The organism is Burkholderia sp. YHN3-13 (assembly GCF_055810675.1).
This window is the reverse complement of record NZ_JBVVNQ010000002.1, coordinates 467763-485384: the sequence shown is the minus strand read 5'-3', so window position 1 is coordinate 485384 and position 17622 is coordinate 467763. Positions and strand designations below refer to the sequence as shown.

Annotated in this window: 16 protein-coding genes and 1 pseudogene; 13 read left to right on the top strand and 4 right to left on the bottom strand. The window is 68.1% G+C overall.

Going from position 1 to position 17622, the window contains the following annotated elements; all coding sequences use genetic code 11:
• The first annotated feature begins 16 nt into the window (after window positions 1-16).
• The gene (locus tag AC0KUR_RS07075) at window positions 17-1216 is read left to right on the top strand and encodes a TauD/TfdA family dioxygenase (protein WP_473375601.1); all 1200 of its coding nucleotides are present in this window, start codon (window positions 17-19) and stop codon (window positions 1214-1216) included.
• A 196-nt stretch (window positions 1217-1412) separates the two neighbouring features.
• Here AC0KUR_RS07075 and AC0KUR_RS07070 read toward each other — a convergent pair whose 3' ends face one another.
• From AC0KUR_RS07070 to AC0KUR_RS07060, 3 genes are all read right to left on the bottom strand, one after another.
• Window positions 1413-1712: a DUF4148 domain-containing protein gene (locus AC0KUR_RS07070; protein ID WP_034186124.1), complete on the bottom strand. Its 300-nt coding sequence runs from the start codon at window positions 1710-1712 to the stop codon at window positions 1413-1415.
• Between the two features lie 214 nt (window positions 1713-1926).
• Window positions 1927-2913 carry an oxidoreductase gene (locus AC0KUR_RS07065; protein ID WP_124607618.1) on the bottom strand — a complete coding sequence of 329 codons (987 nt, stop codon included), beginning with the start codon at window positions 2911-2913 and terminating at the stop codon, window positions 1927-1929.
• 167 nt (window positions 2914-3080) lie between these two features.
• Window positions 3081-3371, bottom strand: a complete 291-nt coding sequence (locus AC0KUR_RS07060; RefSeq protein WP_034186125.1) for a DUF3331 domain-containing protein — start codon at window positions 3369-3371, stop codon at window positions 3081-3083.
• 664 nt (window positions 3372-4035) lie between these two features.
• On the opposite strand from AC0KUR_RS07060, the gene AC0KUR_RS07055 reads away from it, so the two are divergent.
• The 9 genes from AC0KUR_RS07055 to AC0KUR_RS07015 all read left to right on the top strand — a co-directional run bounded on the left by AC0KUR_RS07055 (window position 4036) and on the right by AC0KUR_RS07015 (window position 13243).
• Window positions 4036-4800 carry an SDR family oxidoreductase gene (locus tag AC0KUR_RS07055; protein ID WP_034186126.1) on the top strand — a complete coding sequence of 255 codons (765 nt, stop codon included), beginning with the start codon at window positions 4036-4038 and terminating at the stop codon, window positions 4798-4800.
• Between the two features lie 57 nt (window positions 4801-4857).
• A complete protein-coding gene (locus AC0KUR_RS07050; protein WP_473375600.1) occupies window positions 4858-5700 on the top strand; it encodes an ureidoglycolate lyase in 843 nt (280 codons plus the stop codon).
• A 23-nt stretch (window positions 5701-5723) separates the two neighbouring features.
• The gene (locus tag AC0KUR_RS07045; protein ID WP_124607620.1) at window positions 5724-7001 is read left to right on the top strand and encodes an L-fuconate dehydratase; all 1278 of its coding nucleotides are present in this window, start codon (window positions 5724-5726) and stop codon (window positions 6999-7001) included.
• A 43-nt stretch (window positions 7002-7044) separates the two neighbouring features.
• The gene (locus tag AC0KUR_RS07040; RefSeq protein ID WP_473375599.1) at window positions 7045-7821 is read left to right on the top strand and encodes an SDR family oxidoreductase; all 777 of its coding nucleotides are present in this window, start codon (window positions 7045-7047) and stop codon (window positions 7819-7821) included.
• Between the two features lie 12 nt (window positions 7822-7833).
• Complete coding sequence (locus AC0KUR_RS07035; protein WP_069705470.1) at window positions 7834-9372, top strand: sugar ABC transporter ATP-binding protein; 1539 nt, start codon at window positions 7834-7836, stop codon at window positions 9370-9372.
• A gap of 14 nt (window positions 9373-9386) precedes the next feature.
• Window positions 9387-10424: an ABC transporter permease gene (locus tag AC0KUR_RS07030; protein WP_034186131.1), complete on the top strand. Its 1038-nt coding sequence runs from the start codon at window positions 9387-9389 to the stop codon at window positions 10422-10424.
• A 77-nt stretch (window positions 10425-10501) separates the two neighbouring features.
• On the top strand, window positions 10502-11443 hold the full coding sequence (locus AC0KUR_RS07025) for an ABC transporter substrate-binding protein (protein WP_049029304.1): 942 nt from the start codon (window positions 10502-10504) through the stop codon (window positions 11441-11443).
• Between the two features lie 67 nt (window positions 11444-11510).
• On the top strand, window positions 11511-12401 hold the full coding sequence (locus AC0KUR_RS07020; protein ID WP_059556967.1) for an L-fucono-1,5-lactonase: 891 nt from the start codon (window positions 11511-11513) through the stop codon (window positions 12399-12401).
• Between the two features lie 68 nt (window positions 12402-12469).
• Window positions 12470-13243: a FadR/GntR family transcriptional regulator gene (locus tag AC0KUR_RS07015; protein ID WP_034186133.1), complete on the top strand. Its 774-nt coding sequence runs from the start codon at window positions 12470-12472 to the stop codon at window positions 13241-13243.
• 23 nt (window positions 13244-13266) lie between these two features.
• On the opposite strand, the gene AC0KUR_RS07010 is transcribed toward AC0KUR_RS07015, so the two are convergent.
• Window positions 13267-14508: an NAD(P)/FAD-dependent oxidoreductase gene (locus AC0KUR_RS07010; RefSeq protein WP_059556886.1), complete on the bottom strand. Its 1242-nt coding sequence runs from the start codon at window positions 14506-14508 to the stop codon at window positions 13267-13269.
• A gap of 167 nt (window positions 14509-14675) precedes the next feature.
• Between AC0KUR_RS07010 and AC0KUR_RS07005 the strand changes: the two are divergent.
• The 3 genes and pseudogenes from AC0KUR_RS07005 to dgcN all read left to right on the top strand — a co-directional run.
• A pseudogene (locus AC0KUR_RS07005) lies at window positions 14676-15350 on the top strand (molybdopterin cofactor-binding domain-containing protein); the annotation flags it as partial.
• 280 nt (window positions 15351-15630) lie between these two features.
• Window positions 15631-16347: a regulatory sequestration protein YfiR gene (gene yfiR, locus AC0KUR_RS07000; protein WP_049028291.1), complete on the top strand. Its 717-nt coding sequence runs from the start codon at window positions 15631-15633 to the stop codon at window positions 16345-16347.
• Window positions 16344-17612, top strand: a complete 1269-nt coding sequence (gene dgcN, locus AC0KUR_RS06995) for a diguanylate cyclase DgcN/YfiN (protein ID WP_034186138.1) — start codon at window positions 16344-16346, stop codon at window positions 17610-17612. Before yfiR ends, dgcN begins: the two co-directional genes overlap by 4 nt.
• Window positions 17613-17622 lie beyond the last annotated feature (10 nt).

Genomic DNA, 17622 nt, shown 5'->3' with positions numbered 1-17622 from the left:
TTTCCGGGAGGCAACGATGCAGGCAGCAGCGCAACACCGTATCGAGGACTGGCGGACGTTTTCGGCCGACGCGGCCATCGCGGCGGCGACGATCGGCGAGGGGGCGGTCGAGGTCGAATGGCGCGACGCGCGACGATCGCCGTTCCATTTCGACTGGCTGCGCGACAACTGCGCGTGTTCCGCATGCGTGCATGCGCTCACGCGTGAACAGGTGTTCGAGATTGCCGATGCGCGCGACGATTTGTCGGCGCTCGCCGTGCACGTCGAACCCGATGGTGCGCTGCATGTCGAGTGGAACGACGGGCATCGCAGCGCGTGGTCGCCGGGCTGGTTGCGGGCGCATGCATACGACGATGCGTCGCGCGCCGAGCGGCTGGCCGCGCACGAGCGGCACATCTGGGCCGGCGACGACGCGACGGCGATCGGCCTGTTCGCGTGGCGCGACGTGATGGAGGACGACGGTGCGCTGCTCGCGTGGCTCGCCGCGCTGCGGCGCACGGGGCTGACGCTCGTCGAAGGCGTGCCGGCCGAGCGCGGCCGCGTGGACGAGATCGCGCGTCGCGTTGGCCTGATCCGCGAAAGCAATTTCGGCGTGCTGTTCGACGTCGAATCGAAACCGCGCCCGGACAGCAATGCGTATACGTCGCTGAACCTGCCGCCGCATACCGACCTGCCGACACGCGAACTGCAGCCGGGCGTGCAGTTCCTGCATTGCCTGGCCAACGAAGCGGCGGGCGGCGACAGCATCTTTCTCGACGGCTTCGCGCTCGCCGATGCGCTGCGGCGCGAGCATCCGGCCGATTTCGAACGACTGGCGTCGACGCCGTTCGAGTTCTGGAACAAGAGCGCGAACAGCGACTACCGCTGTTCGGCGCCGGTGATCGGGCTCGATGCGCGCGGCAACGTGACGGAGGTGCGTGTCGCGAACTTCCTGCGCGGGCCGCTCGATGCGCCGGCCGGCTCGGTCGCGGCCGTCTATCGCGCGTACCGGCGGTTCCTCGCGCTCGCGCGCGAGCCGCGTTTCCGCGTACACCGCCGGCTGCGGGCGGGCGACATGTGGGCGTTCGACAACCGGCGCGTGCTGCATGCGCGCACGGCGTTCGATCCGTCGACCGGCCGCCGGCACCTGCAGGGCTGCTACGTCGATCGGGACGAGTTGCTGTCGCGGTGGCGCGTGCTGTCGCGCTCGGTGCCTGCCGTCGTTGCGGCGCGCTGATCGGCGCACGCGGTTTCTTTTCGCCTGCCCGCCGGGAAGGGAAAAAGCACCCGGACGCCAGGCGCCCGGGCGAAGCCACCCGCTGCCGGGCGGCGGAGGTATGCGTTTCACAAACAAGACGAGCCCCGCGAAGGGGCTCGTCCGGACTGCGTTGCTTCATTGCGCGACGCGCGGCGCCCGCCGGGGGCGCATCGGCTTACTGGCCGAAGAAGATCGAGTCGCGTGCGTTCGACGATGCGGCTGCCGGGGCGCCCGAGTGGACGAGCGGAGCCGGCTGGGCGCCGTAGCCGCTGGTGTCGGCACCATGAATACGCGCTTCGGCGCTCTGGATGTCGTTCGGGTAGTACGGGCTCGACACGCCCGGCTTGTAGCCGGCTTGTTCGAGCTGGACCAGTTCGCCGCGCACCTGGGCGCGGGTCACGGTGCTTTGAGCGAATGCGCCGAACGAAGCGGACAGGGCGACAGCGGCGACGACTGCGGAAACGAGCGATTTCATGGTGACCTCCGGTGTTTTATTGAGTTCGCTCTCGACACCATGTCTTGAGCGATTGATCAAATCTTAGTCACCGGCGTGTTCAGGGTAAACGCTGATTTTGACGATAGATTGTTTCCAGCGCGGTAACAGTGGCGCGATGAATCAGTCTTTCAACAGGCTTTCTTTTCGGCTTGCGCAATAAGTATGAAGAATATGGCGGGTAGCGTCGTGCGGTTCAGCGCGCTTCGGCCGCCGTGTCGAGCGGCCGGCCGGGCACGCGTCCGGCGGGCGCGCCCGAACTGAGGAAGCGCACGCCCGTCGCGGCTTCCGACGCTTCCCACAGCAGCGCCGCCGAGGCGACGTCGCGCGCCGCGCGCGGCACGCTCGCGGGCGCCGGCAGCCCGCGCGACTCGAACCAGCCGGACGGCCCGATGTATGCGCCGCCCGCGAGATCGGGCGACGTGGCGGCATGGATCGCGGGCAGCGCGCCCTGGTCGGCCGGTTGCGCGAGATAACGGTTCGCCGCGCGCATCAGCGCGGCGCGCGCGGGCGAACGGTCCATCGCGGGGCCCGCGAACTGCAGGTTGGTCGCCGCATAGCCGGGGTGCGCGGCCACGCTGATTCCCGCGAACGCCGCGCGCTCGAAACGGCGCTGCAGCTCGATCGCGAACACGAGGTTCGCGAGCTTGCTGTCGCAATAGGCGAGATAACGGTTGTAACGATGCTCGGCACGCAGGTCGTCGACGCGAATCCGGCCGCCGCGGTTGAAGCCGCTCGACATCGTCACGACGCGCGCCCGTCGCGCGGCGCGCAACGCGGGCAACAGATGGCCGGTCAGCGCGAAATGGCCGAGGTGGTTGGTGCCGAACTGCATTTCGAAGCCGTCGTGCGTATGCCGCAGCGGCAGGAACATCACGCCGGCGTTGTTGCAGAGGATGTCGACGCGGCCGTGGCGTTCGGAGACGTCGCCCGCGAAGCGGGCGATCGAGGCGAGATCGGCAAGGTCGAGCGGATCGACCTCGACGCGGGCGTCGGGATGGAGCCGGCGGATCGCGTCGGCCGCCCGGGCGGCGCGCGCGGCGTCGCGGCAGCCCATCACGACCGTCGCGCCTTTCGCGGCCAGCGTTTCCGCGAGCTGCCAGCCGAGACCGCTGTTGGCACCGGTCACGACCGCGACCTTGCCGCCCTGCGCCGGGACGTGGCGCGCGCTCCATGCATGCATGTCTGTCTCCATCGGCACGGCCGACCGGCCGCGGCACGTAATCGTTACATTGCGTGGTGTAACGATAGTGCGGGCGGGCGTGACAGACAAGCGGGGGAATTAGACCGGCGCTTCTAGGGCGGGCGCAGTGCGTGGCGCGGCCTGCCCCGGCGCGCGGCCGGCAGGTTTTACCTGCTTCCGGCCAGCGCGAGCACCTCGGCGGCGGAGATCATCGCGGCCGCATTCGCGGGTGCCGGGCGTTCGGCCGGGCGGAACACTTCGTCGCCGCGATGGATGACCTGGCGCGACAGCGCGCAGGTGCCGGTGCGTTGCGCGAAGCGGCGGCGCCAGCGCTGTTCACCGTAGTGACAGCGGCCGGGCTCGACCCAGCGGACGACGAGCAGCGTATCGGAACGTTCGAGGATTTCGACGTGGACGTCGGCGGGATCGAGCACAGGCAGGGATTTGGAGGCCTTCATTTTGCCGTTTCCTAAAGCTCGTGCGGTTTCGGCCTTGGCAGTGGATGTCACTACCCGATGGCGAATCCGTAGCGGTTTCCATGAGTGGTGCGCTAAATGTAAGCGTCTGTGACCGGAAAAAACATCCTGTCTGGCTCAAATTACCTTTTGCCGATTTAGAAACAATCCACGCTTATTTTCGTGGAAACCACAGACAAAAACGCCCCGGACGGGAAGTCCGGGGCGGAAAATCGGCCCGCGCACCGTGTCTGCTCGCCCAGTCACGGTGTCCATCGCCGGGGGACGGAGTGCCCGCAGGGATCGAAGGCGGGCGGAGAGGCGATGGGTGAAAAGCGCGGTCCGGCAACGCCATGATGGCGTGCTGATCCCGTTGAGACCCTGACGCGAACATGACTTTTTTGTCAGTTTGGCGAAGTGGCTGCGCGGGACGAGCCCGAAGATTCGGCTGAGAGGCCTGTCAGCATTGGGTTTGTACGATTTACGGGCGGGATTTTTAGGACTTGTCTTCGCCGGATTTTTCTTCGTCCGCCCGATTTCTCCGCCCGGGTAAATACTGAATCCCGATTTCGTGACAAACGCGCGATTGCTTCCTATGATTGGTTGGACCTTTAGTCCTTTGTGCCAATCGGCCGACGGGTGGCCGGCTTTTTCGGGAGACGTGCTCATGAGATTGCAGGGCAAACGCGCGCTGGTGACGGCGGCCGGGCAGGGCATTGGCCGCGCGACCGCGCTGCGGTTCGCGAGCGAGGGCGCCGACGTGCTGGCGACCGACATCAACGAAGCCGCGCTCGTGCGGCTCGAGGCCGACGCCGAACGCGCGGGCGCCCGGCTGGCCACGCGGCGGCTCGACGTCACCGATGCGAACGACGTCGCGGCGCTCGCCGCGGGCGAACGTGCGTTCGACGTGCTGTTCAACTGCGCGGGCTACGTGCACCACGGCTCGATCCTCGACTGCGACGACGACGCGTGGGCGTTCTCGATGAACCTGAACGTCACGTCGATGTACCGGCTGATTCGCGCGCTGCTGCCCGCGATGCTCGAAGCCGGCGGCGCGTCGATCATCAACATGGCCTCGGCCGCGTCGAGCGTGAAGGGCGTGCCGAACCGCTTCGTCTACGGCACGTCCAAGGCGGCCGTGATCGGGCTGACCAAGGCGGTCGCCGCCGATTTCGTCGAGCGCGGCATCCGCTGCAACGCGATCTGCCCGGGCACGATCGAATCGCCGTCGCTGGAGCAGCGCATCGCGGACCAGGCGCGCACGCGCCACGTGTCGACCGACGAGGTGCGCCAGGCATTCGTCGCGCGCCAGCCGATCGGCCGCATCGGCCGTGCCGACGAAGTGGCCGCGCTCGCGCTGTACCTCGCGTCCGACGAAGCGTCGTTCACGACCGGCGCGATCCACCTGATCGACGGCGGCTGGTCAAACTGACCGTGTCAAACTGACCGCGCCTTCCCATTCACTTTCCGTTTCCGTTCCGACGACGCTATGAAACTGCTCAGATTTGGCGACAAACACCATGAAAAACCGGGCCTGCTCGATGCGCAGGGCCACCTTCGCGACCTGTCCGGCGTGATCGACGACATCGCCGGCGATGCGCTGACCCCCGCGTCGCTCGCGCGGCTGCGCGACATTCCGCCGTCGTCGCTGCCGCGCGTCGAGGGCGCGCCGCGGATCGGCGCGTGCGTCGGCCGCGTCGGCAAGTTCATCTGCATCGGGCTCAACTATTCGGACCACGCGGCCGAGTCGGGCATGGAGGTGCCGAAGGAGCCCGTCGTGTTCGGCAAGTGGACGAGCGCGATCTCGGGCCCGAACGATGACGTCGAGATCCCGCGCGGCTCGCGGAAGACCGACTGGGAAGTCGAGCTCGGCGTGGTGATCGGCCTGGGCGGCCGCTACATCGACGAAGCCGATGCGCTGTCGCACGTGGCCGGCTACTGCGTCGTGAACGACGTGTCGGAACGCGAATACCAGCTCGAACGCGGCGGCACGTGGGACAAGGGCAAGGGCAACGACACGTTCGGCCCGCTTGGGCCGTGGCTCGTGACGGCCGACGAAGTGCCCGATCCGCACGCGCTGCGGCTGTGGCTCGACGTCGACGGCCACCGCTACCAGAACGGTACGACCGCGACGATGGTGTTCCGCGTGCCGCACCTGATCAGCTACCTGAGCCGCTTCATGAGCCTGCAGCCGGGCGACGTGATCTCGACCGGCACGCCGCCGGGCGTCGGCCTCGGGCAGAAGCCGCCCGTCTATCTGCGCGCCGGACAGGTGATCACGCTCGGCATCGACGGGCTCGGCGAGCAGCGCCAGCGCACCGTGCAGGCCTGATCTCCTTTTACGGACGGTTCGTCATGCCTATCATTCGATCGATGCGCGTCCTCGACGTGCGCTTCCCGACCTCGCGCCAGCTCGACGGTTCCGATGCGATGAATCCGGACCCCGATTATTCGGCGGCCTACGTCGTCCTCGAAACCGATCGCGACGGGCTCGAGGGGCACGGGCTCACGTTCACCATCGGGCGCGGCAACGAAATCTGCTGCGCGGCGATCGACGCGATGCGTCACCTCGTCGTCGGCCTCGACCTCGACTGGATTCGCGAGGACATGGGCCGCTTCTGGCGTCACGTGACGTCGGACAGCCAGTTGCGCTGGATCGGCCCCGACAAGGGCGCGATCCACCTCGCGACCGGCGCCGTCGTCAATGCGGTGTGGGATCTGTGGGCGAAGGCCGTCGGCAAGCCGCTGTGGCGGCTCGTCGCCGACATGAGCCCCGAGGAACTGGTACGCACGATCGACTTCCGCTACCTGACCGACTGCCTGACGCCGGACGAAGCGCTCGAACTGCTGCGCCGGCAGGCGCCCGGCAAGGCCGCGCGGATCGCGGCGCTCGAGCGCGACGGCTACCCGTGCTACACGACGTCGGCCGGCTGGCTCGGCTACAGCGACGACAAGCTGCGCCGGCTGTGCCGCGAGGCGGTGGACGCCGGTTTCGACCATGTGAAGCTGAAGGTCGGCGCGAACCTCGAGGACGACATCCGCCGCGTGACGATCGCGCGCGAAGTGATCGGACCCGATCGCAAGCTGATGATCGACGCGAACCAGGTGTGGGAAGTCGACGAGGCGATCGACTGGGTGCGCGAGCTCGCGTTCGCGCGGCCGTGGTTCATCGAGGAGCCGACCAGCCCCGACGACGTCGAAGGGCATCGCAAGATCCGCAAGGCGATCGCGCCCGTGCAGGTCGCGACCGGCGAGATGTGCCAGAACCGCGTGCTGTTCAAGCAGTTCATCGCGCGCGGCGCGATCGACGTCGTGCAGATCGACGCGTGCCGGCTCGGCGGCGTGAACGAGATTCTCGCGGTGATGCTGATGGCCGCGAAGTACGGGCTGCCCGTATGCCCGCATGCGGGCGGCGTCGGGCTGTGCGAGTACGTGCAGCACCTGTCGATGATCGACTACGTGTGCATTGCCGGCACGAAGGAGGGGCGCGTGACCGAGTACGTCGATCACCTGCACGAGCATTTCGTCGAACCGTGCGTCGTGCGCGGCGCGGCGTACCTGCCGCCGACGGCGCCCGGCTTCTCGATCGAGATGAAGCCCGAATCGCTGGAGCAGTACCGGTTCCGCGGCTGACACGCATCGAGCGTGCCGACAACATGAACGACGGAGACGCGAAGTGGATCTGAATCTGCAGGACAAGGTCGTGATCGTGACCGGCGGTGCGTCGGGCATCGGCGCCGCGATCTCGATGCGGCTGGCCGGCGAAGGCGCGATACCGGTGGTGTTCGCGCGGCACGCGCCCGACGACGCGTTCTGGCGCGCGCTCACGCGCGAGCAGCCGAACGCCGCGTGCGTGTCCGTCGAATTGCAGGACGATGCGCAGTGCCGCGACGCGGTCGCGCGGACCGTCGCGCGATTCGGTCGGCTCGACGGGCTCGTCAACAACGCCGGCGTCAACGACAGCGTCGGGCTCGATGCGGGCCGCGACGCGTTCGTCGCGTCGCTCGAACGCAATCTGGTCCACTACTACGTGATGGCGCACTACTGCGTGCCGCACCTGAAGGCGGCGCGCGGCGCGATCGTCAACATCTCGTCGAAGACGGCCGTGACCGGGCAGGGCAACACGAGCGGCTACTGCGCGTCGAAGGGCGCGCAGCTCGCGCTGACGCGCGAATGGGCCGTCGCGTTGCGCGACGACGGCGTGCGCGTGAACGCGGTGATCCCGGCCGAGGTAATGACGCCGCTGTACCGGAAATGGATCGACGGCTTCGACGATCCGGAGACGAAGCTCGCGGCGATCGCGGGCAAGGTGCCGCTCGGCCGGCGCTTCACGACGGCCGACGAGATCGCCGACACGACGGTGTTCCTGCTGTCGGAGCGCGCGTCGCACACGACGGGCCAGTGGCTGTTCGTCGACGGCGGCTATACGCATCTCGACCGTGCGATCAGCTGAGGGCCGCGAGCGATGCAACCCGACCTCCACCCGAACCTCGCGCCGCCGCTGATTGCATTGACCGGCATCGGCAAGCGCTTCCCGGGCGTGCAGGCGCTCGATGATTGCCGCTTCGACCTGCGCGCGGGCGAAGTGCATGCGCTGATGGGCGAGAACGGCGCCGGCAAGTCAACGCTGATGAAGATCCTCGCGGGCGTGTACCCGCGCGACGACGGCGAGATCCGGATGGACGGCCATCCGGTCGAGATCGCCGATCCGCGCGCCGCGCAGGCGCTCGGGATCGGCATCATTCATCAGGAACTGAACCTGATGAACCACCTGAGCGTCGCGCAGAACATCTTCATCGGCCGCGAGCCGCGCGGCCGTCTCGGCGTGTTCGTCGACGAAGACAAGCTGAATCGCGATGCCGCCGCGATCTTCCGGCGGATGCGGCTCGATCTCGATCCGCGCACGCCGGTCGGCCGGCTGACGGTCGCGAAGCAGCAGATGGTCGAGATCGCGAAGGCGCTGTCGTTCGATTCGCGCGTGCTGATCATGGACGAGCCGACCGCCGCGCTGAACAACGCGGAGATCGGCGAGTTGTTCCGCATCATCCGCGACCTGCGGGCGAACGGCGTCGGCATCGTCTACATCTCGCACAAGATGGACGAACTGCGCCAGATCGCCGATCGCGTGACCGTGATGCGCGACGGCAAGTACGTCGCGACCGTGCCGATGGCCGGCACGTCGATGGAGACGATCATTTCGATGATGGTCGGGCGCCAGCTCGAAACGGAAGCGCGCACGCCGCCCGATACGTCGTCGAACGACGTGGCGCTCGAGGTGCGCGGGCTGTCGCGCGGGCGTGCGATCCGCGATGTCGGCTTCACGCTGCGGCGCGGCGAGATCCTCGGCTTCGCGGGGCTGATGGGCGCGGGCCGCACCGAGGTCGCGCGCGCGGTGTTCGGCGCGGACCCGATCGATGCCGGTGAAATTCGCGTGCACGGCCGCACCGTGACGATCCGCACGCCGGCTGACGCGGTGAGGCACGGGATCGGCTACCTGTCCGAGGATCGCAAGCACTTCGGGCTCGCGGTCGGCATGGACGTGCAGAACAACGTCGCGCTGGCGAGCATGCGCCGTTTCTTGCATCGCGGTGCGTTCCTGGATGCGCGCAAGATGCGCGACACCGCGCAGTCGTACGTGCGGCGGCTCGCGATCCGCACGCCGTCGGTCACGCAGCCCGCGCGGCTGCTGTCGGGCGGCAACCAGCAGAAGATCGTGATCGCGAAATGGCTGCTGCGCGACTGCGACATCCTGTTCTTCGACGAGCCGACGCGCGGCATCGACGTCGGCGCGAAAAGCGAGATCTACAAGCTGCTCGACGCGCTCGCCGCCGACGGCAAGGCGATCGTGATGATCTCGTCGGAACTGCCCGAGGTGCTGCGCATGAGCCACCGGATTCTCGTGATGTGCGAAGGGCGCGTGACCGGCGAATTGCGTGCGGCCGACGCCACGCAGGAGAAGATCATGCAGCTCGCGACGCAGCGCGAGTCGACCGTATTGTCCTGATTCAGACGCTTACCATGTCCAACGATACGCATCCCGTCCCGCCCCTCGCTTCCGGCGACACGCCGGCCGCCGCGCCCGGTTTTCGCGCGCGCTTCTTCAACCCCGCCGCGCGCCAGAAGCTGCTCGCGTTCGCGAGCCTCGTGCTGCTGATCGTGTTCTTCAGCTTCGGTTCGCCGAACTTTCTCGAAGTCGACAACCTCGTGTCGATCCTGCAGGCCACCGCGGTCAATGGCGTGCTTGCCGTCGCCTGCACGTACGTGATCATCACGTCGGGCATCGACCTGTCGGTCGGCACGCTGATGACGTTCTGCGCGGTGATGGCCGGCGTCGTGCTGACGAAATGGGGGATGCCGCTGCCGTTCGGCATCCTGGCCGCGTTGTGCTTCGGCGCGTTGTCGGGCTGCGTGTCGGGCTTCGTGATCGCGAAGATGAAGGTGCCGCCGTTCATCGCGACGCTCGGCATGATGATGCTGCTCAAGGGTCTGTCGCTCGTGATCTCGGGCACGCGGCCGATCTACTTCAACGACACGCCGGGCTTCACGTCGATCGCGCAGGACTCGCTGATCGGCAACCTGATCCCCGCGCTGCCGATTCCGAACGCGGTGCTGATCCTGTTTCTCGTCGCGATCGGCGCGTCGATCGTGCTGAACCGGACGATCTTCGGCCGCTACACGTTCGCGCTCGGCAGCAACGAGGAAGCGCTGCGGTTGTCCGGCGTGAACGTCGATGCATGGAAGATCGCCGTCTACACGTTCAGCGGCGCGGTGTGCGGGATCGCCGGCCTGCTGATCGCGTCGCGGCTGAACTCCGCGCAGCCGGCGCTCGGGCAGGGTTACGAGCTCGATGCGATCGCGGCCGTCGTGATCGGCGGCACGTCGCTGTCGGGCGGCGCGGGCAGCATCGTCGGCACCATCATCGGCGCGTTCATCATGAGCGTGCTGACCAACGGCCTGCGCATCATGTCGGTCGCGCAGGAGTGGCAGACGGTCGTGACCGGCGTGATCATCATCCTCGCCGTGTACGTCGACATCCTGCGCCGGCGCCGCCGCTGACGCACGCCTGCACGCAGGCATCCGCTTCACCGCCGGCCCGGCCGGCATCCAGAAGAATCCAACCAAGGAGACGCGAAGTGATCAGGAGCAAGGTGTTGAACGCGATCGTCGGGCTGACGTTCGCCGTCGGCGTCACGGCCGGCGCGCAGGCGCAGGAAGCCTATATCCCGCTGATCTCGAAAGGCTTCCAGCATCAGTTCTGGCAGGCCGTGAAGTCGGGCGCCGTGCAGGCCGCGAAGGACTACAAGGTGAAGGTGACGTTCGAGGGGCCGGAAACCGAGGCGATGGTCGACAAGCAGATCGACATGCTGTCGGCCGCGATCGCGAAGAAGCCGGCCGCGCTCGGCTTCGCGGCGCTCGACAGCAAGGCCGCGCTGCCGCTGCTGAAGAAGGCGCAGGCCGAGAAGATCCCGGTGATCGCGTTCGACTCGGGCGTCGACAGCGACATCCCGGTGACGACCGCCGCGACCAACAACAAGGCGGCCGCCGCGCTCGCCGCCGACAAGCTCGCCGCGCTGATCGGCGACGAAGGCGAGGTGGCCGTGGTCGCGCACGACCAGACGAGCCGTACCGGCATCGACCGCCGCGACGGTTTTCTCGAGCGGATGAAGGCGGCGCACCCGAAGGTGCAGGTCGTGACCGTGCAGTACGGCGAAGGCGACCAGCTGAAGTCGACCGAGGTGACGAAGTCGATCCTGCAGGCGTATCCGAAGCTCAAGGGGCTGTTCGGCACCAACGAAGGCTCGGCGATCGGCGTGGTCAACGGCGTGCGCGAGATGAAGCGCAAGGTCGTGATCGTCGGCTACGATTCCGGCAAGCAGCAGAAGGACGCGATCCGCAGCGGGCTGATGGCCGGCGCGATCACGCAGAACCCGATCGGGATCGGCTACAAGACCGTCGAGGCGGCCGTGAAGGCGATCAAGGGCGAGAAGCTGCCGAAGGTCATCGACACCGGTTTCTACTGGTACGACAAGACCAATATCGACGATCCGAAGATCGCGGCGGTGTTGTACGACTGAGCGTTGCGCACGAGCGGCGGCGATGACGCGCGCCGCCGCGACAGCGGCGACTGAACACGAGGGCACCATGGGCGCAGTGCGCATCGATTCCCATCAGCATTTCTGGCGTTATCGCGCGGCCGACTATCCGTGGATCGGCCCCGGGATGGGCGTGCTCGCACGCGACTACCTGCCCGACGTGCTGTGGCCGCAGATGCATGCGCAGGCGCTCGGCGCGTCGATCGCGGTGCAGGCGCGCGCCGGGCGCGACGAGACGGCGTTCCTGCTCGATCTCGCGCGCGACGACGCCCGCATCGCGGCGGTGGTCGGCTGGGAGGATCTCGGCGCGCCCGGGCTGGCCGAGCGGGTCGCCGCGTGGGGCAGCCCGAAGCTGCGCGGCTTTCGTCATCAGGTGCAGGACGAAGCCGACGTGGCCGCATTCGTCGCCGATCCCGGTTTCAATCGGGGCATCGCGTGGCTGCAGGCGAATGGTTACGTGTACGACGTGCTCGTGTTCGAGCGCCAGTTGCCGGACGTGCGCGCGTTCTGCGCGACGCACGATGCGCACTGGCTCGTGCTCGATCATGCGGGCAAGCCGGCGCTCACCGAGTTCGAGCGCGACGACACGGCGCTCGCACGCTGGCGCGCGTCGCTGCGCGAGCTGGGCGCGTTGCCGCACGTGGCATGCAAGCTGTCGGGGCTCGTGACCGAGGCGGACTGGCGGCGCGGCCTGCGCGCGCGGGACATCCGTCACATCGAGCAGTGCCTCGACGCGGCGCTCGACGCGTTCGGGCCGCAGCGGCTGATGTTCGGGTCGGACTGGCCCGTGTGCCTGCTGGCGGCCTCGTATGACGAAGTGGCGTCGCTCGTCGAACGCTGGGCCGAATCGCGGCTGTCGGCGGCCGAGCGCAACGCGCTGTGGGGCGGCACGGCCGCGCGTTGTTACGCGGTGCCGGGCGATGTGAGGCGCGGCATATAAAATAGGCGCGAACGGTCTGTGCGATTCGTCAGACCGTCCGGAACGAAACCGATTACCAGCGTCAACGTATGTCCATCCAGCCGATTCAGAACCGCCGCCTCTACCAGCAGATCGCCGACAAGCTCAGTGCGATGATCGAGTCCGGCGATTTTCCGCCGGGCAGCTATCTGCCGCCCGAGCGCGAACTGGCCGAGCAGTTCGGCGTGTCGCGCACGTCGGTGCGCGAGGCGCTGATCGCGCTCGAAGTGAGCGGGCTCGTCAGCGTGCGCGTCGGCGACGGCGTGAAGGTGCGTCATCCCGAAGCGGCCGCGGCGCCGGAGCCCGCGCCCGAACCCGTATCCCGTGCGACGGTCGCGCCGTTCTCGATCGTCGAGATCGATCCCGAACTCGGCATCGCGCTCGACCTCGATACCGAGATCCCGCCGTTCGCGCTGTTGCAGGCGCGCCGGCTGATCGAACCGGAAGCGGCGTCGCTCGCGGCAAAGCACGGCTCGGACGCGCAGATCGAAGGAATTCACGAAGCGTTCCTGCGCAACCAGGAAGACAACCGCAGCGGCTCGCTCACGCACCCGGGCGACCGGCTGTTCCATATCCGCATCGCGGAAGCGAGCGACAACGCCGCGTATGCGCTGATGATCAAGCAGTTGCTCGCGCACAAGTACGACCTGATGTTCCAGCGGCTGCAGTCGCTGTACATGCCGAACGACATGCCGCACCGCTCGGAGCTGGAACACCGCGCGATCCTCGACGCGATCCGTGCGCGCGATCCCGACGCCGCGCGCCGCGCGATGGCCGAGCACCTCGACGAAGTCATCCGGATCTTCGGCCGCGCGCTCGACTGAGCGCGCGGTGACGGATCACCTGTTCAGAAACGATCGGCGCGATACGGCGCCGGATCGGTGAACGGCGCTTCGCCCGTCATCATCTCGGCCAGCAGGCGGCCGGTGACGGGGCCGAGCGTGAGCCCATGGTGGTTGTGGCCGAACGCGAACCACAGGCCGCGATGCGCGGGCGCGGGGCCGATCACCGGGCGCATGTCCGGCGTGCACGGCCGGAAGCCGAGCCACGGCTGCGGGTCGAGCCGTTCGCCGAAACCGAACACGGGCCGCGCGACGCGTTCCGCGCGTTCGAGCTGCACGCCGGTCGGCGGCACGCGGCGCCGCGCGATCTCGACCCCCGTCGTCAGCCGCAGCCCGCGCCGCATCGGCGCGATCACGTAGCCGTATTCGCGATCGACGATCGGCGCCGACGGCACGCCGCGCGCGGACGGCGCGTAGTGCATGTGATAGCCGCGCTTCTCGCGCAGCGGGATCTTGTAGCCGAACTTGCCGAACACGATGTCGGACCACGGGCCGAGCGCGACGACGACGGCCGGTGCGGCGGCCGGGCCGTCCTGCGTGTGAACCTGCCAGCCGGGCGACAGTGCGTCGAGGCTGGCGGCGTCGCCGCCGAGCAGCGTGCCGCCGCCCTGCACGAACAGTTGCGCATACGCTTTGACGAGCGCGGACGGATCGACGACGCTTTTCGGATCGAGCCAGTGCAGCGCGCCGCAGAAGCCGGGTGCGAGGCTCGGCTCGTGCGCGTGCAGCGCGGCCGCGTCGAGCGGCGTGATGCCGAGCCCGTGGCGGCGCGCGGTGAGGCCGGCCTCGGCCACGCCGCGTTCGAAGGCGGCCGGCGTGCGGAACGCTTCCAGCCAGCCGGTCGCGCGGATCAGTTCGCCGGCGCCGGCCCGCGCGATCAGCGCGTCGTGTTCGACGATGCAGCGCTCGATCAGCGGCAGCATGTCGCGCGAAGCGGCCGCGTGGCGCAGCGGCGCCGATTCCCACCAGAACCGCGCGAGCCATGGCGCGAACGCGGGCAGCGATGCGCTGTGCCAGTAGAGATCGGTCGAGCGGTTCAGCGCATAACGCATGAGCGTGAACGGGCTGCGCGGGAACGGATACGGCTCGACCGACGAGCGTTCGATCAGCCCGGCGTTGCCGAAGCTCGTGCCTTCGCCGGGCGCGCCGCGATCGACAAGGGCAACCTTGCGTCCGCGATCCTGCAGATGCAGCGCGGCGGACACGCCGACGATGCCGGCGCCGAGAACGATTACGTCGAAATCCATCGATGGTGAAGGGCGGTTGGCGGGGCAGGGGGCGTGGTGTCGCGATCGTCGTGCCGCCGCGTGTTGGAGAACGTTCGACGTACAAGCATACTCGCCGCGGCGTGAAGGACCAAGCCGGCGGCGGTGCCGATACGCGGAACGTGGCCCGTGCACGATGATTCGCGATCGTCGCGGCGAGGCGGGCAGCATGGGTCGCCGACCCGGCCGCGCGTGTCGTGCCGGCGATTGCTGACGGCGATTCCGCGAAGGCGAAAGCGGCCCGCGCACGTACGATCGAGGCGTCGTATTCGATGCCGCACACGGCCACGAATCCGCCGGAGCCGATCAACGTCACCGTGTTCGCGCGTAACGGCGGCACTCCCGCGCATTGCGTGACGCTGCACGAACGCGTGTCGGGCGGCAGCTTCGGTGCGCGCGAATCGACGTACTGGCTGTTCGAGGCGGCATGGTGTGCGGTGAAGGCGAGCAGGCCCGTGAAGCTGATGAACAGTCGCAAGGACGGCGCGGTGAAGATGGAGAGGCTCACGTGCGTGGCCGACTGCGGGAGCGCGGTGTCGCCGGCCGGGGGCGACGAGTAATGGTACGGCGGGTTGATGTGGGGGCTCGGCCATGCGACGGCCGATCGCATCGATTTCCGGCACGGCCGCGTGCTGCAGTCGAACTTCGATACGTATCGCGTGATGCGGATGAGCGACATGCCAGAGACCGACATTCACATCGTGCCGGGCGGCGTCGGCGAACTGTCGAGCCCGGCGGTGACGCCGGCGATTGCGAATGCGGGGTTCAGGCTGACGGGGACGCGCCTGCGGGAGACGCCGTTCGATTTGTCGGCGATCGCATAGCGCGCATGAACGTATGAAGTTTGCCGCCCGCGGGCATCCAATCCGCTGACCAATCTACCGGCGTCGACACCGGATCGACGCCGGTCATCGCCTTCGCTCGCATCATCGTGACGCCGCACCGATTCCGCATACTTTCCGACGTTTTATCGGGTGTTTCCCACTGCTTGGTCATCCGAATTTTTACCTAAGATGAAGCCATCATGCGCGTAATTCGGTGCCTGCACGCGCATGGGAAGAGGCGAGGGGCAGCGCCGGAGCGACGCCAGCGGATGTTGCCATCATGGATGCGAAAGTGTGCGCGTCGGCTGTCGGTCTCGCGACTGCAGCGACGTCAGCGGGCGCGGCGCCCATCGCCGCGCGGACGGTGTCCGGCCGTCTCGGCCGAGCCGCTTCGCTGCGCCACGCGCTGTTCGCAATCGTTTGCTGGTTGGGCGCGGCACCCGCCGTGCTCGCAGGGGCGCCCGTCGATACCGACGTTCCGGTCGATCCCATGCACCTCGCCGCCGCCGCAAGCCCTGCCGATCATGTCGATCACGCCGACCCGGCCCATTCCTCACACGACTCCGCCGTGCGCCAGGTCGTGCTCGGCATCGTCAGCTTCACGCGCTGGCCGACCACGCCCGTTCGCCTGCATCTGTGCGTCACGGGCCGGCCCGACTACGCGCGCGGCCTGACCGACACGCTGGAGGCCGGCTCGACGCTGGTCGACGTGCAGCGCGTACGTCCCGACGATCCGGCGCTCGGCATCGCATGCGACATCGTCTACCTCGGCACGCTGAGCAACGACGAACGCGCGCGGGTGAGAACCGCGGTGGCCGGTCATCCGGTGCTGACGATCTCGGAACACGATCCGTCCTGCACCGCGGGCGGCATGTTCTGCCTGAGTGTCGACGGCGATCGCGTGTCGTTCGACATCAATCTCGACGCCGTCGCGCGCAGCGGCGTGCGTGTGCACCCGAACGTGCTCAATCTCGCCCGGCGGCCGGTGACGCCATGACACGGTCCGCGCTCCCCGTTTCCGCTTCCCGCATGCCGCGCCCGACGCTGCAAAGCGTGCTGCGTCGGGCGCACCTGCGCCTCGCGTTCATCGCGGTGACGATGGCGGCCGTGTCGTTGATCGTCGTCGCCGTGATCGCGTTGCGCGCGTACGCGGGCAACAACCTGAACCTGCTCGCGCGCTCGCTCGGTTACACGGTCGAGGCGGCGCTCGTGTTCGGCGATCGCGTCGCGGCGAACGAGGCGATCGGATTGATCGCCAGCGACGAGGATGTCGCACAGGTGGTCGTCACGGACAGCAAGGGACAACTGTTCGCGACGTGGCAATTGCCTGCCGGCAACGGCATCGCGCGGCTCGAACGCGCCGTGGCGGATGCGGCGCTGCCCGGGCCGGTGACCGTCCCGGTGCTGCACGACGGCATCATTGTCGGACACGTCGTCGTGCGCGGGCGCGGCCATCAGTTCTTCGGCTTCCTGCTTGGCGGCGTGGGCGGCATTCTCGGCTGCCTGGCCGTCAGCGTGTTCGGCGCGTATGTCAGCTCGAAGCGTCTGCTGCGCAACATCGTTTCGCCGCTGCGCGCGCTGGCGGGCGTCGCTCACGCGGTGCGGCGCGAGCGCGCCTTTGCACGGCGCGTCGAACCGGTGGCGATCGCCGAACTGAACCAGCTCGGCGACGACTTCAATGCATTGCTCGACGAATTCGAGGACTGGCAGAACACGCTGCGCGACGAGAACGCGTCGCTCGAGCACAAGGCGACGCACGATGCGCTCACGGGGCTGCCCAACCGCGCGCAGTTCGAATCGCGCCTCGCGCTTGCGCTGTGCGACGCGACTTTGACGGGGCAGCGGGTTGCCGTCCTGTATCTCGACTGCGACCGCTTCAAGGAAATCAACGATTGTCTCGGCCACGATGCCGGCGACGCGGTGCTGGTCGGCATCGCGTCGCGGCTGCGTACGCAGGTGCGCGAGGCCGATCTCGTCGCCCGTCTGGGCGGCGACGAATTTGCGGTGATGCTGGCGGCGGTGCCCGAAGCGGGCAGCGTATGCCGGATCGCCGACGGGATTTTGTCCGGCATGGCGCCGTCGATCGAGCTGTCCGACGGCCGCATGGTGGCCACCATGATGAGTGCCGGCGTTGCGCTGTATCCCGATCACGCGTCGGACGCGAGCGGCCTGCTGCGGGCGGCGGATGCCGCGATGTACCGCGCCAAGCGTGCGCGGCCCGGCTCCTGGCAATTGGCGGAGGGGGTGGTCGGATCGGCTTGAGGATGAACGT